Annotated in this window: 19 protein-coding genes and 2 pseudogenes; 12 read left to right on the forward strand and 9 right to left on the reverse strand. The window is 72.0% G+C overall.

What is annotated here, in order from left to right; genetic code table 11:
- Positions 1–58: 58 nt before the first annotated feature.
- Together H8R17_RS06555 and H8R17_RS06560 are read left to right on the forward strand one after the other, a co-directional pair.
- A complete protein-coding gene (locus H8R17_RS06555) occupies positions 59–1522 on the forward strand; it encodes an NCS1 family nucleobase:cation symporter-1 (RefSeq protein ID WP_187822181.1) in 1464 nt (487 codons plus the stop codon).
- 5 nt (positions 1523–1527) lie between these two features.
- Entirely contained in the window at positions 1528–2250 is a 723-nt protein-coding gene (locus H8R17_RS06560) for an aspartate/glutamate racemase family protein (protein ID WP_187822182.1), read from the forward strand.
- Between the two features lie 95 nt (positions 2251–2345).
- On the opposite strand, the gene H8R17_RS06565 is transcribed toward H8R17_RS06560, so the two are convergent.
- The 3 genes from H8R17_RS06565 to H8R17_RS06575 all read right to left on the reverse strand — a co-directional run bounded on the left by H8R17_RS06565 (position 2346) and on the right by H8R17_RS06575 (position 4169).
- Complete coding sequence (locus tag H8R17_RS06565; RefSeq protein ID WP_316959331.1) at positions 2346–2810, reverse strand: GNAT family N-acetyltransferase; 465 nt, start codon at positions 2808–2810, stop codon at positions 2346–2348.
- Positions 2807–3220, reverse strand: a complete 414-nt coding sequence (locus H8R17_RS06570) for a RidA family protein (RefSeq protein WP_187822276.1) — start codon at positions 3218–3220, stop codon at positions 2807–2809. The genes H8R17_RS06565 and H8R17_RS06570 overlap by 4 nt, the downstream gene beginning before the upstream one ends.
- Positions 3221–3509: 289 nt before the next feature.
- Complete coding sequence (locus H8R17_RS06575) at positions 3510–4169, reverse strand: hypothetical protein (protein ID WP_262505066.1); 660 nt, start codon at positions 4167–4169, stop codon at positions 3510–3512.
- Positions 4170–4207: 38 nt separating this feature from the next.
- Here H8R17_RS06575 and H8R17_RS06580 point away from each other — a divergent pair, with 38 nt between their 5' ends.
- The 7 genes and pseudogenes from H8R17_RS06580 to H8R17_RS06610 all read left to right on the forward strand — a co-directional run bounded on the left by H8R17_RS06580 (position 4208) and on the right by H8R17_RS06610 (position 11820).
- Complete coding sequence (locus H8R17_RS06580) at positions 4208–6130, forward strand: TIR domain-containing protein (protein ID WP_187822183.1); 1923 nt, start codon at positions 4208–4210, stop codon at positions 6128–6130.
- 164 nt (positions 6131–6294) lie between these two features.
- Positions 6295–7071, forward strand: a complete 777-nt coding sequence (locus H8R17_RS06585) for a nucleotidyltransferase domain-containing protein (protein ID WP_187822184.1) — start codon at positions 6295–6297, stop codon at positions 7069–7071.
- A gap of 13 nt (positions 7072–7084) precedes the next feature.
- Positions 7085–7387 carry a hypothetical protein gene (locus H8R17_RS06590; protein ID WP_187822284.1) on the forward strand — a complete coding sequence of 101 codons (303 nt, stop codon included), beginning with the start codon at positions 7085–7087 and terminating at the stop codon, positions 7385–7387.
- A gap of 292 nt (positions 7388–7679) precedes the next feature.
- Positions 7680–9554 carry an FUSC family protein gene (locus H8R17_RS06595; RefSeq protein ID WP_187822185.1) on the forward strand — a complete coding sequence of 625 codons (1875 nt, stop codon included), beginning with the start codon at positions 7680–7682 and terminating at the stop codon, positions 9552–9554.
- A 76-nt stretch (positions 9555–9630) separates the two neighbouring features.
- Positions 9631–10995 carry an amidohydrolase gene (locus tag H8R17_RS06600; protein WP_187822186.1) on the forward strand — a complete coding sequence of 455 codons (1365 nt, stop codon included), beginning with the start codon at positions 9631–9633 and terminating at the stop codon, positions 10993–10995.
- A gap of 24 nt (positions 10996–11019) precedes the next feature.
- Positions 11020–11473, forward strand: a pseudogene (locus H8R17_RS06605) (DUF899 family protein); the annotation flags it as partial.
- A 155-nt stretch (positions 11474–11628) separates the two neighbouring features.
- Positions 11629–11820, forward strand: a complete 192-nt coding sequence (locus H8R17_RS06610; protein WP_187822187.1) for a hypothetical protein — start codon at positions 11629–11631, stop codon at positions 11818–11820.
- A gap of 185 nt (positions 11821–12005) precedes the next feature.
- Here H8R17_RS06610 and H8R17_RS06615 read toward each other — a convergent pair whose 3' ends face one another.
- From H8R17_RS06615 to H8R17_RS06625, 3 genes are all read right to left on the reverse strand, one after another.
- A complete protein-coding gene (locus H8R17_RS06615; RefSeq protein ID WP_187822278.1) occupies positions 12006–13874 on the reverse strand; it encodes an ABC transporter ATP-binding protein in 1869 nt (622 codons plus the stop codon).
- Positions 13875–14232: 358 nt separating this feature from the next.
- Positions 14233–14673 (reverse strand): hypothetical protein, encoded by a 441-nt coding sequence (locus H8R17_RS06620; protein ID WP_187822188.1) that lies wholly within the window; start codon positions 14671–14673, stop codon positions 14233–14235.
- Entirely contained in the window at positions 14664–15422 is a 759-nt protein-coding gene (locus H8R17_RS06625) for an ATP-binding protein (RefSeq protein ID WP_187822189.1), read from the reverse strand. The genes H8R17_RS06620 and H8R17_RS06625 overlap by 10 nt, the downstream gene beginning before the upstream one ends.
- Positions 15423–15657: 235 nt before the next feature.
- On the opposite strand from H8R17_RS06625, the gene H8R17_RS06630 reads away from it, so the two are divergent.
- From H8R17_RS06630 to H8R17_RS06640, 3 genes and pseudogenes are all read left to right on the forward strand, one after another.
- The gene (locus H8R17_RS06630; RefSeq protein ID WP_187822190.1) at positions 15658–16518 is read left to right on the forward strand and encodes a Scr1 family TA system antitoxin-like transcriptional regulator; all 861 of its coding nucleotides are present in this window, start codon (positions 15658–15660) and stop codon (positions 16516–16518) included.
- Entirely contained in the window at positions 16519–16794 is a 276-nt protein-coding gene (locus H8R17_RS06635) for a DUF397 domain-containing protein (RefSeq protein WP_187822191.1), read from the forward strand.
- Positions 16795–16895: 101 nt separating this feature from the next.
- Positions 16896–17213: pseudogene (locus H8R17_RS06640) on the forward strand (SAM-dependent methyltransferase); the annotation flags it as partial.
- 445 nt (positions 17214–17658) lie between these two features.
- Here the strand turns inward: H8R17_RS06640 and H8R17_RS06645 are convergent.
- The 3 genes from H8R17_RS06645 to H8R17_RS06655 all read right to left on the reverse strand — a co-directional run bounded on the left by H8R17_RS06645 (position 17659) and on the right by H8R17_RS06655 (position 20851).
- Positions 17659–19152: a glutamate synthase subunit beta gene (locus H8R17_RS06645; RefSeq protein ID WP_187822192.1), complete on the reverse strand. Its 1494-nt coding sequence runs from the start codon at positions 19150–19152 to the stop codon at positions 17659–17661.
- A 135-nt stretch (positions 19153–19287) separates the two neighbouring features.
- A complete protein-coding gene (locus H8R17_RS06650; protein ID WP_187822193.1) occupies positions 19288–19767 on the reverse strand; it encodes a DUF1772 domain-containing protein in 480 nt (159 codons plus the stop codon).
- A gap of 388 nt (positions 19768–20155) precedes the next feature.
- Entirely contained in the window at positions 20156–20851 is a 696-nt protein-coding gene (locus H8R17_RS06655; protein ID WP_187822194.1) for a DUF2293 domain-containing protein, read from the reverse strand.
- Between the last annotated feature and the right edge of the window lie 47 nt (positions 20852–20898).

Below are 20898 nucleotides of genomic sequence, written 5' to 3' on the forward strand. Positions count from 1 at the left end.
AAACTGCGCTGCATAATCAGTTCTCCCCCTCCTCCGTCCCCTCGCTCAGGGAGGCCCCGTGTCCCTCGCCGACCGTGCCGAAGCCTCCGGCACACCCGCGTTCGTCCCAGATCCCCGGCTCACCAACGAAGACCTCGCGCCCGCCAAGAAGCGCACCTGGAAGGTCTTCGACCTGTTCGCCATGTGGATGTCCGACGTCCACAACCTTGGTAACTACACGTTCGCCGCCGGCCTGCTCTTCCTCGGCATGAACGTCTGGCAGATCTTCACGTCTCTGCTCGTCGGCTTCGTGATCATTTACATCGGCATGAACTGGATGGGCAAGATCGGGCAGCGCCACGGTGTGCCGTTCCCCGTCGTCAGCCGTATCTCCTTCGGCATCTGGGGCGCGAACATCCCCGCGCTGATCAGGGCCGTCATCGCCATCATGTGGTACGGCATCCAGACCTACCTGGCCTCCGTCGCCGTCAACGTGATGCTGCTGGCGGCCTGGCCGGGCCTGAAGTCCTGGACGCACAGCTCCTTCCTGGGGCTCGACGCGCTCGGCTGGGTCTCCTTCATCGCGCTGTGGCTGGTCCAGGCGGCGATCATCAGCCGGGGCATGGAGTCGGTGCGCAAGTTCCAGGACTTCTGCGGGCCCGCGATCTGGCTGGTGATGATCGCGCTGGCCGTGTGGATCCTCGCCAAGGCCGGCTGGACGATCTCCCTCACCTCGACCCCGCACCCGGTCTCCGTGGGCGAGCAGTGGCGCCAGTGGTTCGGCGCGATCGGACTGGTGCTCGCCACCTACGGCACGCTGATGCTCAACTTCTGCGACTTCTCCCGCTTCGCACCCGACTTCAAGACCGTCAGGCGCGGCAACTTCTGGGGCCTGCCCATCAACTCGACGGCCTTCGTGATCGTGTCCGTCATCGTGACGGCGGGCGCGTACGAGGTGTTCGGCAAGGAGATCACCGACCCCGCCTACCTGGTCGCTGAGATCGGCAACACCTGGGTGCTGGTGCTGGGCGCGCTGACCTTCGCCATCGCCACCATGGGCGTCAACATCGTCGCCAACTTCGTCTCACCGGCGTACGACCTCGCCAACGTCTGGCCGCAAAAGATCACCTTCAAGGTCGGCGGCATGATCAGCACCGTCGCGGCGCTGGTGGTCACCCCCTGGAACCTCTTCTCGAACCCCACCGTGGTCAACTACTTCCTCGGCGGCCTCGGCGCCTTCCTGGGCCCGCTGTTCGGCGTCATCATGGTCGACTACTACTGGGTCAAGCGCGGCCGCGTTAACGTGGACGAGCTGTTCGACGGCGCGCCCGGCTCCCGCTACTACTACCGCAAGGGCGTCAACCCCAAGGCGCTGTGGGCGTTCCTGCCGACGGCGGCGGTCTCGGCGATGCTCGCGCTGGTGAAGGCGTTCAGCGACGTGGCGCCGTACTCCTGGTTCATCGGGACCGCCCTGGCGGCCGTGCTGTACGCGGCGCTGTGCCGCAGCGAGCGGATGGCTGTTTCCCGGCCGGTGGAGGTCTGAGAGACGTGCGAATCGTCGTCACCAACTGCAACACCACGCAGGAGATGACCGAAGAGATCGTACGAGGTGCCCGGGCCGCCGCAGGTCCGGGCACCACCGTGACCGGGCTGACCCCCACCTGGGGGCCGGAGTCCGCGGAGGGCTGGCTCGACAGCTACCTGTCCGCCGCGGCCGTGCTGGACGCCCTGCGCACGTACGAGGGGCCGTCGTACGACGCCGTCGTCATGGCCGGTTTCGGGGAGCACGGACGCGAGGGCGTCCGGGAGCTGGTCGACGTGCCGGTCGTCGACATCACGGAGGCCGCCGCGCACCTGGCCTGCCTGCTGGGGCGACGGTACGGCGTCGTCACCACCCTGGAACGCACCTGCGGGCAGATCGAGGACAGCCTGGAGACGGCAGGCGTGGGCCGCAACTGCGCCGCCGTCGTCGGCACCGGCCTGAGCGTCCTCGACCTCGGCGACGAGGAACGCACGGAGGCGGTCTTCCTGACGGCGGCCGAGCGGGCGTGCGCGGCGGGCGCCGAGGTCCTGGTGCTGGGCTGCGCCGGAATGACCGGGCTACAGCGGGCCCTGGGGGAGAAGCTGGGGATTCCGGTGGTCGACGGCGTCGGCGCGGCCGTGAAGCTCGCCGAGTCCCTGGTGGCGCTGGGCCTGACGACGAGCAGAACGGGGAGCTATGCGACGCCGCTGCCGAAGCGGAGGGTGTGGGGACCGCCGCCACGGGGATGACGCGGGGCCGTTGGCGACTCCCGGACGCCCGGGGCGCTGCACGGCTGGCCCACGGACGCAGGAGGTACTACCGCTCGTCCAGGCCCGACGACGGCTCACGGACGCCACTCGTACCGCACGTCCGGCTCCCGTTCCTCGTTACCGCGGCCGTCCGTCCACTCGACGCCGACGAAGCCGTGCCGTTCGTAGAAGCGGTGGGCGGGCTTGTTGACCTGGAAGGTCCACAGGCTCAGCCCCTGCGGCGAACGCTCCTTGGCGAGCCGGACGAAACGGTCGCCGATCCCGCGCCCGCGCCACTCGGGGGCGAGGTACAGCTGGGACAACAGGCCGCCGTCGAGCACCATCACCCCGACGATCGCCCGCGCTTCCGGGGTCTCGGCGACCCAGGTCTCCCGCAGCGGCACGAGCACCTGTCGGAAGTACGCCCGCACCTCCTCGTCGGACCGCGGCCGCACCACGCCCGGCAGGGCGGTGGCGAACGACCGCAGCCAGACGTCCGCCGCGGCGCCGGCGTCGGAAGCCGTGGCCCGGCGCAGGGCGACCGTCGACTCGCGGCTCACGCGCGCGGGTCCTCCGGTACGACGGCCGTCGCCGTGATCTCGACAAGCTGGCCAGGGTAGCCGAGGCAGGCCACGCCGAGCAGCGTCGACGAGTGCGGGCCGATGCTCAGGCCCGACGCCTCGACGACGTCCCAGACGGCGGACAGCACCGTCGGTTCGCCGCTCACGACGTACACGTCCGTCGACACGACATGCGCCAAGTCCGTGCCGGCCGCGCGCAGTTGCTCACTGAGGTTGGCGATCACCTGCTCGGCCTGCCGTACCGGATCTCCCTCGCCCACCAGCCTGCCGTCGGCGTCGAGGGGGACGGAACCGGCGAGGAACGCCAGTTTCGTCCCCGCTTCGACGATCGTCGCGTGCGAGTAGGTGGGCGGCGGGAAGAGGCTGGGGACGGTGACGCGGTGGATCATGCGGGCTCCGGCTGCTCGGCGGGCGGTGGACAACACGCCGATCATGCGCGCCACCGTGCCGTCCACGCACCCGGATTTCGCTCTCCCCGCGGAGTGCACAGCCGTATGTTGTCCGCATCGATCCGGCGAGCAAGACCGGCTCGCTGCGCACGGTCTGGACGAAGCAGTGCGCTAACTCCTCCATGCGGCGGGTCTGCGGTGTAGTCATCTCGATCTCCCCCGTGACGCTGAGTGATGACTCCATTGATAGCGCACGCCACTGACAATCGGCCTGAGCGGGGAGATGACCTCAGGCCGCCAGAGCCACCCGTCGCCGCCAGCTGTCAGCGAGCTCACTCTCGGCGGCCGGCAGGGCTCCTCTGACCTGCGGGGGGGGGTGCCCCAAACCCGGGGAGCGGGGTGCGGGCAGTTCGATCAGGTCGCTCACCCCGGCCACCTCCTGCAACGTCCGGGCCAGCGACACCAGCGTCCGGCGCACCTCCGCGATCTGCCCGCGCAGCGCCTCCGCGTGCTCCCACTGCCGCTCGTGCGCCACCGGATCCCGGCCGGGCGGCCGCTGGGACTCGTACGCGGTCAGCCGGGGATGCCACGACGCGAGCAGCGGACGCAGGACGCGGTTGAGGACGGTGACTGCCAGGACGCCGAAGCTCACATGGCCGGGGGCGAGCGGCGGCGCGACCTCGGGGCCGTAGCGGCGCAGGATCTCGCGGGTGGTGTTGAAGAAGGTGTACAGGGAGGACAGCGCCTCGCGCAGGAAGCCCTCGTCCGGGTCGAGTTCCTCGACCGACACGCGCGTGACCAGCTCCAGGTACAACTCCCAGGCCGCGCTGCGCTCCGCGTCAGCCGGCTCCCACGTGCCGGAGATCTCGCCGACGAAGGGAATCGTCAGCTTGGCCGTGATCTGCGCCGGACCGCCCGGCCTCCGCCGCCTGCGCTGCCTGTGTCCCATGATCGCCCTCCCCGGTACCCACAGTAGGGTAAGCCGTCGTGTGGGACGTCTTCCTCAGCTACAGCCGCGGTGATGTGCAGCGGGTCCGCCCGCTCGCGCGCGCGTTGCGCGACGGCGGACTCGAGGTGTTCACGGACGAGACGGGCGTCGCCTCCTTCACCGGCATCAGCGACACCATCCGCCGCGAACTGGCCCGCTCCAAGGCGCTCCTGGCGTACTACTCCACCGGCTATCCCGAGCGCGAGGCCTGCCAGTGGGAGCTGACCACCGCCTATCTCGCGGGACTTGGCGAGGGCGACCCGCGCCGCCGCGTCATGGTCGTCAACCCGGAGCCGAAGACCGACCACATCCGCCCCGTGGAACTCCGTGACGCGCGGCACGCCTCGGACGACGACCTCACCGCCCTGGCCGCGGACGTACGCGCGCACGTGGCCCGCCTCGACGGCCCGATGACCCTGCGTCAACAGGGCGTACGGCGCTGGCTGCTCGGCATCCCGCAGCCCCGCCCCGAGTTCCTCGGTCGCATATCCGAACTGTGGCAGGTGCACTCCGCCCTGCACGCCCACGCGGCCCCGCTCGTCACCGGGCGCCCCGCCGCCCATGCCGTGCAGATCCGCGGCATGGCCGGCATCGGCAAGACCCTGCTCGCCCAGGAGTACGCCCTCCGCTTCGAGGCCGCCTACCCCGGCGGCGTCTGCTGGCTGAACGGCGAGTCGTACGCCGACTCGGTGCGCGCCCTCGGCACCGACGACCCGTTCGCGCACTTCGACGCCATCGACGAACCGTTCCTCTGGATCGTCGACGCCGTCCCCGCCGACCGGCTCCCCGCGCGCGGGATCGCGGCCATGGCGGCACCGCACCCCCTTGGCCACACCCTGTTCACCCTGCGCAGCCGCGCCCACGACGCCCTCGGCACCCCCGTGGACCTGGGACCGCTGGACCCCGCCCACGCGCGCGTGCTCGCCGGCGGCGACGAGGCCCTGGCCCAGGCCGTCGACGGCCACCCCCTCGCCCTCGGCCTGCTGGGCCGTGCCGTCCGCGCCGGCCACCCTCCCGGCACCCTCTACGACCGGCTCCACGCGCGCGGGAGATCCCTCCTCGACATGCTCGCCGACGAGGACGTGACCGCCTCCCTCGTACAGGACGTCAACACGCCGGACGCCGCCGACGTCCTGCGCTGCGCGGCGGCCCTCCACCCGCTGCCCCTCACCACCGACGACGCGGCCCACGTCCTGGCCGCAGCCGACCGCGTCCCCCGGGTCGTCGCCGACCGGCGCGCCGCGAACGGCGTCCGCGAGCTGCGCGCCCACAGCCTGCTGGCACGAGGATCCCCCGCCGCCGACGAGCGCTGGTCCCTGCACCCCGTGACCCTGCACGCCTGGCACCACCACGACCCGGCCCCCGCCCGCACCGAAGCCCTGCGCCACGCGGCCCTGCGCACCCTGTGCCGCCACCGCGAGCCGGTTACGCTGGCCTTCCCCGGCAGCCGGAGGGAGGCACCCATGGCAGCGCCCAGCGAGAGCGAGCGGATGGCGGCGTACGACATCCAGGTCGAGCTGGTCACCCGGATCGGGGTGCAGGAACTGGCACCCGGCACCGGCAGCCTGCGCGAGGCCCTGACGTCCCTGAAGTCGCTGATCGACTTCACGCGCGAGACGCTGCACACGTACAGCATCGCCCTGGAGCCGGACTCCGGCTCCGGCGCCCCGACGGTGCGGAGCCTGGCGTACACGCTGATCAACGACACCATCCGGCCCTTCACCGGCACCTGGCACCCGCGCCTCGCCGCCTACGAGGCCCGCTGCCCGGGGGACGCGGCCCCGCTTGACCACGAGGCGGCCTGGCCGGAGGCCGAGGCCATGCGGGCCGAACTGGCTGCCCTGCGCGAGCCGTTGCTGCGGATCGTGGAGCGGCTGGGCGGTATCTCCGGGGCGGACTTCGGGGCGGCGGCGACGGGCTGACCGGCCGTGGGTGGGCACCACTTGCGCGCGGGTGAGCACCACCTGCGTGGCTGAGCAACCTCCGTCCATGGCGAGGCGGGCGAATCTCCGCGGCCCGGTGTCAGAGGGCCGACGTACCCTTCCTGGCATCAGATGATCCACGCCCGACCGCAGGAGCCGAAGCAGTGCCCTCCCCCACGGACCAGGCGTTCCTCGACGTCACCGCCGACCGCCTCGCCGCCCTCCCCGCGGTCGGGGCTGTGACCCTCGGCGGGTCCCGCGCCCAGCGCACCGAGCGGCCCGACAGCGACTGGGACCTGGCGATCTACTACCGGGGCGCCTTCGACCCCGACGACCTGCGCGCGGTCGGCTGGGACGGGGAAGTCTCCGAAATCGGCGGCTGGGGCGGCGGTGTGTTCAACGGGGGAGCGTGGCTGACCATCGAGGGCCGCAGCGTGGACGTCCACTACCGTGACCTCGACGTCGTGGAGCACGAGCTGGCCGAGGCCGAGGAGGGCCGCTTCCACGTCGAGCCGCTGATGTTCCACCTGGCCGGCATCCCCAGCTACCTGGTCGTCGCCGAACTCGCGATCAACAAGGTGCTGCGGGGCACCCTGCGTCAACCGGCCGCCTACCCCGCGGCGTTGCGGAAGACCGCCCCCGAGCGCTGGCACGGCATGGCCGCCGCCACCCTCACCTACGCCAAGGCCGGCCATGCCCCGAAGGGGGCCGTCACCCAGGTCGCGGGCGCGATCGCTGTCGCCGCGGCCCAGACGGCTCACGCGGTGCTGGCGGCGCGAGGGGAGTGGGTCACCAACGAGAAGGGCCTGGTCGAGCGGGCCGGACTCGGCGAAGCCGACACGATCGTTGGCAATCTGACGGCGAGTCCGGAGCACCTCGCCCAGTCGGTCGGCGAGACCGAGGCGCTGCTCGCCCGGGCAGTGGAGGTGGCCCGCCGGTGAAAGGTTTTTCAGCGTGCGTTTCCACGCTGACCTGCACATCCATTCGAAATACTCCCGGGCGTGCAGCAAGGACTGCGACCTGGAACACCTGACCTGGTGGGCACGCCGCAAGGGCATCACGCTCGTCGGTACGGGCGACTTCACGCACCCGGCCCGGTACGAGCACATGCGGGAGAACCTGCCCGGCGAGGACGCGGAAACGCCGGTGCGTGAGCGCCTCGCCGTGCGGCCGACCGGCTCGCCGCCACCGCGCCGGACGTACGCACCGCCGCCGACCTCCTCACACCGCTCGCCGACCGCTGCGGCACGGACCTGAACCGCTTCCACGACGAGCTGGCGCTGGGCATGGAGATCGACACCTGGGATCCCCGGGCCGACCGCATCTCCCACCCTGCACGCCTCCAGGGGTGTGCGAGTCGCACCGGTGAATTGACGGGCCGCCCCCGTTGCGTTCATAAAGAACACGCTTTTCCGGCCAACCGTCACACCACGGAAATACGATCGTCCCTTTCCCTCCAAGAACGCGCCTTACCGTGGAGCCAACCCACCAGCCCGGCCACCGTCGCCCGAAGGCACACCCCCGCCCTCCACGAGACGACAGGAGCCCCGTGTCCCGCCGCGTTCATCTCGCGCTTCCGCCCTGGCTCGCCCATGCCCTCCGTGCTCAGCGCGGGCCGGTTCCGTGGAGTGCGGTGACGCGAGGGGTGCTGGCCGCCGGGCCTCTCCTCGTGGCCGCCATCCTGGCCGGCCGCACCTCGCTCGGTGTCGTCGCCGCCGTCGCCGCCATGCTCGCCGGGATCAACGACCGGCCCGGGAGCCGGCGGTCCTCGGTCAAACGCGTCGGGGGACCCGCGCTGGCGGGGGCGGTCGGGCTGCTCGTCGGGACGTATGCCGGGCAGAACACCGGTCCCGTGGTGCTCACCATGATCCTCACCGCGCTCGGCCTCATCGCCGGCGGCGTGAGTGCCATCGGGCTCGTCGCCTCCGGTGCCGGTACGCAGTTCCTTGTCGCCGCCGCCGTCGGAGCCGGGATGCCCTTGCCCGAGCCGGGATGGGAGCGGGCGCTCGCCTTTCTCGCCGGCGCCGGGTGGCTCATCCTGCTGCGGCTCGCTCTTCCCACGCCGGGCGCGTTCGCCGGTGACTTCCGGTTCGACGGGGAGCGGGACGCCGTCGCCGCCGTGTACGACGCCGTGGCCGAGCTGCTCGACGCGGCCGGGACCGAGCACGCCACCGCCCGGCGCGCCGCGCTCACCGCCGCCCTCGATCACGCGCAGGACGCCCTCGGCGGGCCCCGGCTGCGGCGGTACGCCTCCTCCGCGGCCGAGCGCAGGCTGCACGCCCAGTACGCCGCCGCCCTCCCGCTCGCCGAGGCCGCCACCGCGCTGGCCTGGGCCGGGGAAGCCGTGACCGAGCGTGCCTCTGAGGGACCACGACGGCTCGCGGACTCCGTACGCGGCAACACGCACACCGGGCCGCTGCCCGCCCCCCACCGCTCGGCGCCCGCCCTGCGCGCCCTCGACGACGCCCTGCTGCACGCGGCCGAGGCCTTCGACCAGGGCAAGGGCGGTGACCTGCACACCCGGCGCCGGACCGCCCGGGATCTGCTGCGGGCCGCCTTCGGGGTCGGCGGGCGCGAGTACGGGCTCCGGGTCGCCCTGTGCTTCGGCGCCAGCGCCGCCATCGCGCAGGCCCTGCACCACACCCGGTGGTACGGCCAGCACGAGCACTGGTACTGGCTGCCCGTCACCGCCGTCTTCCTCGTCAAGCCCGACCTCGGACCGCTGGCGTCCCGGGTGCTGAACCGGGCGGCGGGGACCGTTCTGGGTGCTGTGCTCTTCGCCGGGTTCGCCGCCGTGCTGCCCCACCCCGAAGGGCTCGTCGCGCTCGTCGCCGTGTGCGGCGCCCTCATCCCCGTCTCGACCCGGCACTTCGCCGCCCAGACCACCGTCGTGACCGTCCTCGTCCTCGCCCTGGTGATGGTCGGCGGCGAACCGCAGGCCTCCGCCAGCCGGATCGGCGAGACCCTGCTGGCCTGCGCCATCGTGCTGATCGTCGGGCATCTGCCGATGCCGGGACAGCGGGGCGGGGGCGTGCGGGCCCGGCTGGTCGCGGCCGGCGGTGCGGCGCACGCGTATCTCACGCACGTACTCGGCGAGTCCGACGACCGAGCCGCCCGCTGGACGCTGCGCCGCGAGGCCTACCGCACGCTCTCCGAAGCCCGTACCGCCATCGCCCACGGCTCCGCCGAACTGCCCGCGCTCGCCCGGCACGTGGAGGGCGCGGACGAGATCGCCGACATCCTCGAACGTCTCGTCGACACGACCACCGCGTGCGCCGTGCACCTCGACGACACGGGACGGCTCACACCCCGGCACACCGAGCTCCTCGCCGGCCTGCTGTGCGAACTCTCCCGCAGCAGTGACCGCGTGGGGCTGCCGGACCTGCGGATGCCCGTACGGTCCGTCCGGTCGGTCGCCATGTAGCCCGCAGTGACACCCACATCCTCGGGATGTGCGGTTCGGCCCACGCGGCCAGTCGGCCGCGTCGTACGTTGGCGTGATGACGCCTACTCCGGTAGCAGTTCCCGCCGACCTCATCATCACCGGATGCACCGTCCTCACCCACGACGATCAAGAGCGCGTCGGGTTCCAGGAGGACGCCGCCGTCGTCGTACGGGACGGGGTCGTCGAGGCCGTGACGAGCGCTGCCGCGGCCCGGGACCTTCCCGCCGCCGAACGTCTCGACGCCCGCGGCCAGGTGGCCATGCCCGGTCTCGTCAACTGCCACACGCACGCGCCGATGGTCGCGCTGCGCGGCCTCGCCGAGGACCTGCCCATCGAGGAGTGGTTCAACGACGTCGTCTGGCCCGTGGAGTCCAACCTCACGGAGGAGGACGTGGAGTTGGGGGCGCGGCTCGCCTGCGCCGAGATGGTCCGCGCCGGCGTCACCTGCTTCGCCGACCACTACTTCGCCATGGACGCGGTCGCCGCCGTCGTCACCGAGTGCGGCATGCGTGCCCACCTCGGGGAGGCCTTCTTCTCCTCCCAGGGACCCGAAGGCCGGGACAGATCACTGGAGTTCGCGCTACGGCACCGGGGAGCCGCCGACGGCCGTATCACCACCGCCCTCGCCCCGCATGCCCCCTACACCGTCTCCGACACCGACCTCGCCGCCACCGCCGAACTCGCGCGCGAACACGGCCTGCCCGTGCACATCCACGCTGCCGAGAACCGCGACCAGACCGACGCCAGCCTCGCCCGGCACGGCTGCACCCCCATCGAGGTCCTGGACCGCACCGGGATCCTCGGCACGGACGTCCTCATCGCGCACGGCACCGGCATCATCGAGCACGACCTGCCCGTCCTGGAGCGGGCGGGTGGCAGTACGGCGGTCGCCACCGCGCCGCGCGGATACCTGAAGTTCGCCTGGCCCACCACCACACCCCTGCGCGCCCTCGCCGGCATCGGTGTCCCCGTCGGGCTCGCCACGGACGGCGCCGCCTCCAACAACTCCCTCGACGTGTGGGAGTCGATGGCGCTCACCTCGCTGATCCAGAAGCAGACCGAGGGCGACCCCCGCTGGCTGACGTCCCGCCAGGCACTGCACCACGCCACGCTGCAGAGCGCCCGTGCGGTGGGCCTCGGCGACAGCATCGGCAGCATCGCACCCGGCCGCCGCGCCGACCTCGTCCTCGTCGACCTCACCGGCCCGCACACCCAGCCCGTCCACGACCTCGCCGCGACCCTGGTGCACAGCGCCCGCGCCGCCGACATCCGTACGACGATCGTCGACGGCCGGATCCTCATGCGCGACCGCGAGCTGCTGACCCTTGACGTGCCCGCGGTGGTGGCGGAACTGGGGGAGCGGCTGCCCGCGTTCGTCGACCGCAGCCACGGGCGGCGGATCCAGGAGTACGACACCTGAGGGGCGCCTGACGCGCGCGTCCGAAAGTGGGACGCGGGCTGCCGCAGCTGCTCGGGCTTCCTGGACCAGAAGGACATCTCGCCCATCTCGGGGTGCGTGGCACCTCGCTCGCGGCCGTGTCCCGGGCGCCGTACCCGAAGATCCTGCCGTTCAAGGCGCGGATGGGCTGGACGGTGCCGTGGTACTCGTCGCACCTCTCCGACTTCAACAGCGACTTCGAGGTGACCCTGGAGCGCGACGGGGAGCTTGTCGAGCGGCCCGGTCTGAGCTGTTTTCGTGCGCGAGGGCGACCGGGTCTTCCGCGCCTGCTCGACGTACGGGCGGGGCCTCTACGGTCTCGGCTCGACCACCAGCCTGCTGGACCTCACCGCGCTCGGCCGGCAGGAGGAGTGGGAGGAGCCCCAGGGGCGCGTGGTCGGCTTTCGAGGCGCCCGCGGGCAGTGAGCGCGTCCGGTATCACGACGAGTACGAGGACTGATACGCGGTGTGATTGTTGTGGGCATTCGGTAACCGGAATATCGCGCTCCGTGGTGAACGAGTGTCAACTATGTCTCAGTCGCGTCACCGAGCGAGGCGTTCGGCCTCCGGAAGGCGTTAACTCCTACAAGTTACGACGCTTTCTGGAGGTGCGAGATGGTGAACGGGCGAACCGTGCTCGAACGCTTTCCCGCAGGTGGGCCGCGCGGCTCGTGGCCGGCGGAGGAGTTCGCTCACGCTCGGCGGCTCGAAGGACTGCCCGCTGAGGTTGTCATGGACCTAGCGACGGACGCGTTCCTGGTGATCGTCCGCGGTGGCGACTCGGCCACCGCCGACGCCGCGGCCTGACGGCCCGGGGTCCACGCGCGGTCGACCGGCCTGAGGGCCCGGTCGAACCGCCTTCGGCCCGGTTGTCCACCGGCATTCCGTCCGGCGCCCACCCGCATTCAGTCCGGCGGCCCACCGGCATTCGGCTCCGGGTGCTCACCAGCATTCAGACCGGCTGCCGATCCGCTTTCGGTCCGGCTGCCCGCTCAGCCCGCCTTGGGGGCGGGCACCGGCGTGAACTGCTCCGCCTGGAGCGCGTACAACTCCGCGTAGATGCCGCCGGTGGCCAGCAGCTCGTCGGGCGTGCCGGACTCCACGAGGCGGCCATGGTCGAGGACGTGCACCAGGTCCGCGTGCCGTACCGACGCCAGCCGGTGGGTGATCAGCACGACCGTCTGCCCGCTGTCCGCCAGCGCGCGGATCCGCTCGAAAACCTCCAGCTCGGCCCGGGCGTCCAGGGCTGCCGTCGGCTCGTCCACAATCAGGATGCGCCCGCGCCGGTAGGCGGCCCGCGCGATCCCGAGCCGCTGCCACTGGCCGCCGGACAGCTCGTGCCCGCCGCTGAAGTCGCGGGCCAGCAGGGTGTCCAGGCCGCGCGGCAGATCCGCGACCACCTCCTCGGCCCCGGCGTCGGCGACCGCCCCGGACAGCCGCTCCTCGGTGAGGGGCGCCGAGGAACGGCCGACCGCGATGTTCACCCGGGCCGTGAACGGCCACCGCTTGAAGTCCTGCGCAACCATCGCGACCCGCTCGGCCAGCTCCCGCCGGTCCGCCGTCGCCGCGTCGACCCCGTCCCACAGGACCCGGCCCCGCTCCGGCGTGTACAGCCCGGCGAGCAGCTTGACCAGGGTCGTCTTGCCGGAGCCGTTCTCGCCGACCAGCGCCACGATCCGGCCCAGCGGGAGGCTGAGGCTGACGTCGTCCAGGGCCGGTCGGACTGAGTCTCCCGGGTCTCCCGGATATCGGAACGTGACGTTCTCGAACCGGATCTCGCGCGGGTCCTCCGGCAACGCCCGCCCGCCGACCGGGATCGCCCGCTCGGCCGCCTCGACGTACAGCCGCTCCAGGTCACCCACGAACAGCGCCTCCTCGTGCAGCTGGTTCACCTCCAGGACCAGCGTGTCCAGGCTCGACGAACCGGTCCGGATCGCGATCACCGCCGTGCCCGCGACCGACAGCGCCATCGTCCCGGTCAGCAGCAGCCCGCCCAGCGTCGCGTACGTCACCACCGTCGCCAGGCCCGTCCAGGCCGCCGCGATCAGTCCGGTACGGGCGGCGAGCCGGGCCAGCCGGGCCTGCTCCGTCTCCGCGGTCTCCGACATCGCGCGGAAGTGCCGCAGCAGGAAGGGGCCCACGCTATGCACGCGGATCTCCGGTGCGGCGGCGGGCTCCGTGAGCAGGCTGCCGATCAGCCGGCCCGCGCGCGCGTGCTGCACCCAGGTGTGGAAGGACTCGTAACGCCGCCTCGCGTTCGTCAGGGCACTCCACGCGCTCGGCAGCGTCATCGTCGCCAGCAGCGGGAGCAGCACCGGGTGCAGCACGGTCAGCACGCCGGCCGCCGCGACCAGCGAGATCACCGCGTTGATCACCCGTGTCCCGTACATGATCATCCGGCGTGCGGAGGAGGCGCCGTACTGCGCGGTGTCCAGCAGCTTGTGGAAGGCATGGTCCTCGATCGCGGCCAGCTCCACGGCCGCCGCCCGCTCCAGGTACAGCTCGGTGGCCACCCGCTCCACCTTGGGCTCCAAGCGCCCGGTCGCGTACGTCGACGCGGCCCGCAGCAGCGCCGCGACGAGCATCACGGCGGCCACGGTCGCCAGCGCCGGAACCGCGCCGCGCAGCCGGTCCTCCATCGACCCGCCGCCCATCAGCCGGGCCAGCGCGCTGTTGACGGCCAGCAGGCTCACCGCCTGTGCGACGCCCCGGCCCGCCTCGGCGGCCAGCACGACGCGCGTGGCCCGCCGGTCGGCCTGGCGGGCGAGGCGCAGGCTGGAGGCGAGCAGGGCCGGCAGCCGGACGAGCATGGTCCCGAAGCCCATCTCCAGGAAGGCGCCGCGGTGCTGGTTCCAGCCCATGTCGTAGCGCAGCGGCCCCCCGAAGAGCAGCCGCTCCGACTCCGAGACCGACGGCGCCTCCGTAGGACCGCCCCGTTTCCTGCCCACCGCGACCTCCCCCGACGCACGGACCCCGGCGCACGTACGAGGAGCCACTATCTCGGGGCGGGACCCGTGCGGGCAGGGCGCAGTCCGGGGCGACGGATGCGCGCGGGCGCACGCCGGGAGGGGTGGCGGTGAGGCGTACGTCGGCGTGCCCGCGCGCGCGTGCGCAGGAAGGTGCCCACGGATGTGTGCCCCCACGCGCGCGTGTATGTGGGCGTACGACCGTCACCTCACGCGCGCGTGCCCACGGCCCTGCCCTCGCGCCCTCGCGTGTCTACGCGCTCACCGGCCGCGACCACGAGGGCGTCGTCCCCGTCAGCAGGCATACGGCCAGGTAGAGCGGTATCGGCGGGGTGTACGGCAGCGTGCCGTCCGGGCGGTGGATCAGGCCGGGAAGATCCGGCGTGTCCGGGACGACCGCATCCGTGGCGTAATGCGCGGGCGCGGGCCACTCCAGGGCGTAGTCGGAGTCGGACGGAACGATCCACCACCAGTGCGCCGCGTCGGCGAAGACGCACCCCACGCTGGGCAGCCGGGGCATCACCAGCGGGCCGAGCCGGGCGGGTACCGCCACCGCGTCGCAGCCCAGGGGGGCCGTCATGCCCTCCGGCACGGTCAGCCGCCGGAGTGTGCCCGGCGTACGCAGCCCGCGCTGGAGGCGGACCATCGTGTCCAGGTTGAGCACTCGGCCGCCGGACCCGGCCCTCACACCCACTCGGCCCCCGTTCCGTGACGGTGTGCCTGTCGCTGTGCGCGTATCCATGGCTGCGGCCGCGACGCCGGCGGTGTGTGCGACGCCGGCGGTGTGCGCGACGCCGGCTGTGCGTGCGACCACGGCGAGGTCCGAGCCGGTGCCGGTGCCGGTATCGGTGCCTGGGCCTGTCGCCGCGCACCGGCCCGCGCCGCCTCCTCGCCGACCGACCCGCCGGGCGGACCCGGTTTCGGCCGGGTGCCCCACCCCAGGTCGTTGCGAGGATCGGCCGGGTCGGCCCCGCGTGGCAGCTCGGCCCAGACCAGCAGCCCGGGACCGTGCTCGTGAGCACCCCAGGCGTGGCACAGCGCGTCGATGAGGAGCAATCCCCTCCCGTGCTCCTCCTCCGGACGCTGCCGGGCCGACGGGTGCGGGTCGCCCGGCGCGCAGCCCTCGTCACGCACGGCAATGCGCACGAGGTCGTCGCCGTCGTCGTGCAACTCGCACACGATGTGGGTACTCGCCGTGTGCACGATCGCGTTGGTGACCAGTTCGGAGATCACCAGGGCGGCCGTGTCGCACGAGTCCTCGCACACCGACCAGCCGGTCAGCCGGGCCCGCGTCAGGCGCCTGGCCTGTGCGGGGGAGTCGGGGTGAGCGGCCAGCTCGAAACGGAACCGGCGCGTGGCAGCGGCCCTGGCGGGGCTGCCATCGGCACCGAGGCCGATAAGGCCAACGGCGGCGTCTGTTCCTAAGGGCGCGGACGGAATCACGCTTGCCACTATCGCCCCGCCGTGGACACTTGGCAAGTGTCACTCTGAAAATTGCAGAGTGCTGGGTGACGTTCTGTACGGTCGTGGCACACTGCTCGCAACAGCACGTGGAGCGGCGCCAATTGAGATCACCGAAGGTCTGCCCCCGGATCGCGCCGGGGCACCGCCGGAGCTTCGAGTGGGTCTTCGAGCGGCGCCGTATGGCTGTCAGGAATCCCTTTGCTGGAGGTGGAGCGTGAGCGAGCCACGGTCCGCGCCGACGGTCGGACAGGTCGTCCTCGGTCGGCGCCTGCTGGAGCTGCGGGAACGCGCCGGCCTCAAACGCGAGGAGGCCGCCCGCATCCTGCGCGTCGCACCTGCCACGGTCCGCCGTATGGAGACGGCCGAGGTCGCGCTCAAGATCCCCTACCTCCAGCTGCTCCTGAAGGCGTACGGCGTCTCCGACGAGGAGGCCGAGGCCTTCGTCCAGCTGGCCGAGGAGGCCAATCAGCCCGGCTGGTGGCAGCGCTTCCACGACATCCTGCCCGGCTGGTTCTCGATGTACGTCAGCCTGGAGGGCGCGGCCAGCCTCATCCGCAGCTACGAGCCCCACTTCGTGCCGGGCCTGCTGCAGACCGAGGAGTACGCGCGCCGGGTGCTGAAGTCCGGTGCCATCGGGCAGACCCGGCCCGAGGACATCGAGGGTCATGTCGCGCTGCGCATGCAGCGCCAGGAGCTGCTCACCCGCAAGGACGCGCCCCGGTTGTGGGTCGTGATGGACGAGACAGCGCTGCGCCGCCCGGTCGGCGGCCCGGAGGTGATGCGTGCCCAGATCGACAAACTGCTCGACGCCACGAAGCTGCCCAACCTGACGCTGCAGGTCTCCCCGTTCGCCAAGGGGCCGCACCCCGGCACGTACGGGCCCTTCGTGCTGTTCCGATTCGCCATGCCGGAGCTTCCGGACATGGTCTACAGCGAGTACCTGACCGGCGCCGTCTATCTCGACGCGCGCGCAGAGGTGGCGACCCACCTCGAGGTCATGGACCGCATGGCGGCGCAGGCCGCTACTGCACATCGCACGAAGGAGATCCTGAAGGATCTCCGCAAGGAGCTGTGAATGGAACGCATCAAGCCCCAGCCCCAGCCGAGGGTCCGCGGTGAGCGGATCTACAACGGCATGCCCGCCCGGGAGCTGGGCAGCGAGGGCTGGCACAAGCCGTGGAGCGGCGGCAACGGAGGGAACTGCCTGGAGGCCATGAAGCTCGCCGACGGCCGGATAGCCGTACGGCAGTCCACCGACCCGGACGGGCCGGCGCTGATCTACACCACCGACGAGATGACGGCGTTCATCGAAGGCGCCAAGGCGGGGGAGGCCGACTTCCTGCTGACGTAAGGCCTGTGCCCCTTGTGTGGCCACCCTGTTGTGTTCAGTCAATTCCCTAAGCTTGGCACTGAGTTGATCATTATTTGCTGCGGACCCTTATGGAGCGAGCCATGACCGGGCAGTCCCCCGTCGAGATCGACACGAGCAGACCCCATCCCGCGCGGATGTACGACTGGTACCTCGGCGGCAAGGACAGCTACCCGGTCGACGAGGAGATGGGCCGGCAGATGCTCACCCTCGACCCGCGGGTTCCGGTGATGGCGCGCGTCAACCGTGCGTTCATGCACCGGGCCACCCGCTGGCTGGCCACGGCCGGCGTCCGCCAGTTCCTGGACATCGGCACCGGCATCCCCACCGAGCCCAACCTCCACCAGATCGCCCAGGAGGTCGCGCCCGACGCGCGCGTCGTCTACTGCGACAACGACCCGTGCGCATCGCATCCGGTCGGTGCGCACCTCGACAGGATCGGCACCGAACATCACCCGCCGACACGCGCCGTGAGCATCGGCTGCACCAGCACCGCCATGGGCGCCGTGAACCGTTCGGGCAGGTGCGCGGTGAAAGCCGCCTTTCGGACGGCCTCGGCGGAAAAACCCTGACTCGGCACCACGACGTCCCGGGCGGCTCTTCCACCCGCAGGACCGGCACCTCGTCCGTGGACCGGACCCCGCGCGACACGGCTCCTCCGGGCGCAGGAGCCCGCGCGGCCGTTACCCGTCGCTTCGGGACCTGGATCAATCGGCGCCGAGGCCATCTCCGAGCCCGTCGCGGTGGGGCGTGTCCGGGTGCCGGAGTGGGGCACTCCCGTCGAGAGCGATGCCCTGCCAGGCGGCAGCCTTGACCGTGGTCGGCCGGGTGCCGGGCCGCAGCGCACTACACGGTCATCGGCCGGTCAAAGGGCGATATCGGCGCCGGCAACCGCGAACTCCCCGTCAGATAACGGTCGACCGCCGCCGCCACAGCCCGCCCCTCCGCGATCGCCCACACGATCAGCGACTGCCCCCGAGCCGCATCCCCCGCGACAAACACGCCGGAGACACTCGTGGCAAACCCGGCATCTCGCACGACCGTGCCCCGCGGCTCCAGCTCCAGCCCCAGCTGGTCGATGAGCCCGTCACCCCGGTCGGGCCCGGAGAAACCGAGCGCGAGCAGCACAAGGTCCGCGGGCAGCGCCCGCCCGGTGCCCGGCACCGGGCTGCGCCCGGCGTCCACCTCGACCAGGTGCAGCGACCGCACGTGCCCGTCCGCGTCGCCGGTGAACCGTAGCGTCGACGCCGCGAACAGCCGCGCGTCCGCGTCCGCCTCCGCCTCCGGCGCCGTCCGCAGATCGCGCGCCTCCTCGTGCGCGGCCGACAGCCGGTAGATCTTCGGATACGTCGGCCACGGCTCGACGTCCTCGTCGCGTTCCGTACCCGGCTGGGGGTAGATGTCCAGCTGGGTCACCGACGCGGCCCCTTCCCGCACCGCCGTACCCAGACAGTCCGCCCCCGTGTCACCACCGCCGACGATCACGACGTGCTTCCCGGCGGCGGACAGCGGCGACACCTCCAGGTCCCCCTCGCACACCCGGTTGGCCAGCGGCAGATACTCCATGGCCTGGTGAATCCCCGCCAACTCCCGCCCCGGTACGGGAAGCTCCCGCCACGCCGTCGCCCCGGTCGCGATCACCACGGCGTCGTAGCGGGCCCGCAGTTCCGCCGCGTCGACATCCCGCCCGACCGCGAGGGACGTACGGAACTTGGTCCCCTCGGCCCGCATCTGATCGAGCCGCCGCTCCAGGTGATGCTTCTCCATCTTGAACTCGGGGATGCCGTACCGCATCAGCCCGCCGATCCGGTCGTCCTTCTCGTACACGGCGACCGTGTGCCCGGCCCGGGTCAGCTGCTGCGCCGCGGCCAGCCCGGTGGGTCCCGAGCCGATCACCGCGACCGTCTTGCCGGACAGCCGGTCCGGCGGGCTCGGCGGCGCGAAGCCCTCCTCCCACACCTTGTCGGCGATCGCGCACTCGACGTTCTTGATGGTGACGGCCGGCTGGTTGATCGCCAGCACGCAACCCGCCTCGCACGGAGCCGGGCACAACCGGCCGGTGAACTCCGGGAAGTTGTTGGTGGCGTGCAGCCGGTCGGCCGCCGTCCGCCAGTCGTCGCGGGAGACCAGGTCGTTCCACTCGGGGATGAGGTTGCCGAGCGGGCAGGCGTCGTGGCAGAAGGGGATTCCGCAGTCCATGCAGCGGTCGGCCTGCTGGTTGACGATGGGCAGCAGCGCCCCGGGGACGTAGACCTCGTTCCAGTCCCGGACCCGCTCCTCGACCGGCCGGCGGGGCCAGTCCTGGCGAGGCGTGGTCATGAATCCCTTGGGATCGGCCATGGCCGTCTTCCTTGCGTACGCGTGTGACAAGCCGTGCGTCGTCGGGCGGCACTCCTGCGGCAACAATACGTCCCCGCGGCCGCGTCCGCAGAGTGCCGGACAGCGCTTTCTGCGCAGGATCCGGCAGTTCCCCGCTCAGGTGAGGGCCAGCAGGTACGCCAGCGCCGCCCCGGCCGAGGCGATCATGCGGACGTGGTTCCACATCGTCCACTCACGCACGTACGTCGGCCAGTACGCGGCTGCCTCCGGCGTACCCGGGCCCAGCCTCGTCAGCGCCTCGTTGCGCGGCACGTTCGCGACCATGGTGAGCCCGAACGACCCGACCAGGTACAGCACGCTGCCCACCAGCAACTCCGCCGTCCCCCCGTCCGGCCACAGCACGAACGTCACCACGGCGATCACCGAGCACAGCACGGTCGTCCCCAGGAACAGGACCATGAATGCCGGTGCCAGCGCACTCGCGTTGATCGCGTTCATGGCGGCGACGCCCTGCGCGGGCGGCAGCGCGGCGAGCCCGCGCATGACGAACACCGAGAAGGCGCCGAAGACTCCGGCCATCAGGCCCGTCCCGAGCACACCCAGCACCGTCAGCACGAAATACGGTCCATCGATCATGACAGCGTCCACTCCCGCCCATCGAGCCGAGCGCCGCTCGGCACCGTCCGTCACCACCAGTGAAATCCCCCAGGACCACAGCGACCATCACAGAACACCGCGAACCCATACGCGAGCGGCCACGGCCCAGTCCGGCAGGCCCAGCCGCATCGCCTTGGCGGCTCACCGTTCGTCGGCTCCTCCGTTCTGCCGCGACGGCGAGACCGACGCGCAACCATGACGACGCAACCCGGCCCCATCGGCTTTCGTCCCTGCGCGAACTCGGTACCGGTCACGCCTCCGGCCCGGTGTTCCTGACTCGCCGGTCCCAAATCTCCGCCACAACGGCGCGTAACCCCACGACCGCGCAGCCCGGCGGTGCCGAACCCTTCGCAACCCCACTCACTCCTCAGCCGACCTCCACCCCGGCAACTCTCCACCCCCGCAACACCTCCTCCACGCCCGCCGCGATCCGCCGCCGCGCCTCACGCCGCGGCACCCCGCTCATCAGCAACCGGTCGTACGGCGTGTCCACATGCCGTACGGACGCCGCGACCGCCGAGGTCACCGCCCCCTCGGACAGCGCCCGCCCGGTCGCGGTCCGGCCTATCCGCCCGCTGCCCCGCACCGACGCGTGCGCGGCGATGGCCCGCGCCCGCTCCGCCGGGCACCCGGGAAACAGCCGCCGTATCTCCGCCGCGAACGCCCCCGCGAACCGCAGATCCTCCGCCGCCCGCCGCGCCGCGTCCCGCACCCGGCGCCGTCGTCTCGCCTCGGCGTCCGCCAGGCACCGCTGCTCGGCCCGCGCGAGCGCCGCCTCCTCGACCAGGACGCCCTGCCGCTCGTACCGCGCCTGCCGCCGGTTGAGCCGCACCACCACCGCGGACAACACGCTCTCCTCGCGCGACCTGCGCGTCAGCGCCGTGTCGCCGCGCGGCAGGAACACCAGATGCCCGAGGTCGGCGCAGTCGAGACAGCGCGGCGCCCCGTCCTCGACGACGAGCAGCGACAGCGGCCCGCCACGGCACTCGGCACAGTGCCGCCGCTTCAACGGTTGGATGACGACAAGTCCGGTACGCGACCGGGGATGTGCGAGCGACGCCATACGATGTTCATTCCCACCGACGCCCCCTGATTCCCTTGCCGGCGCAT

It is taken from the genome of Streptomyces sp. TRM68367, assembly GCF_014495685.1.
Classification (GTDB): domain Bacteria; phylum Actinomycetota; class Actinomycetes; order Streptomycetales; family Streptomycetaceae; genus Streptomyces.

What these genes read in the sequence shown, in the direction of transcription:
- H8R17_RS06570 (WP_187822276.1), bottom strand. Translation starts at nt 3,220, where the DNA reads ATGATCCACCGCGTCACCGTCCCCAGCCTCTTCCCGCCGCCCACCTAC.
- H8R17_RS06575 (WP_262505066.1), bottom strand. Translation starts at nt 4,169, where the DNA reads ATGGGACACAGGCAGCGCAGGCGGCGGAGGCCGGGCGGTCCGGCGCAG.
- H8R17_RS06600 (WP_187822186.1), top strand. Translation starts at nt 9,631, where the DNA reads ATGACGCCTACTCCGGTAGCAGTTCCCGCCGACCTCATCATCACCGGA.
- H8R17_RS06610 (WP_187822187.1), top strand. Translation starts at nt 11,629, where the DNA reads ATGGTGAACGGGCGAACCGTGCTCGAACGCTTTCCCGCAGGTGGGCCG.
- H8R17_RS06615 (WP_187822278.1), bottom strand. Translation starts at nt 13,874, where the DNA reads ATGGGCTGGAACCAGCACCGCGGCGCCTTCCTGGAGATGGGCTTCGGG.
- H8R17_RS06635 (WP_187822191.1), top strand. Translation starts at nt 16,519, where the DNA reads ATGGAACGCATCAAGCCCCAGCCCCAGCCGAGGGTCCGCGGTGAGCGG.
- H8R17_RS06645 (WP_187822192.1), bottom strand. Translation starts at nt 19,152, where the DNA reads ATGGCCGATCCCAAGGGATTCATGACCACGCCTCGCCAGGACTGGCCC.
- H8R17_RS06650 (WP_187822193.1), bottom strand. Translation starts at nt 19,767, where the DNA reads ATGATCGATGGACCGTATTTCGTGCTGACGGTGCTGGGTGTGCTCGGG.
- H8R17_RS06655 (WP_187822194.1), bottom strand. Translation starts at nt 20,851, where the DNA reads ATGGCGTCGCTCGCACATCCCCGGTCGCGTACCGGACTTGTCGTCATC.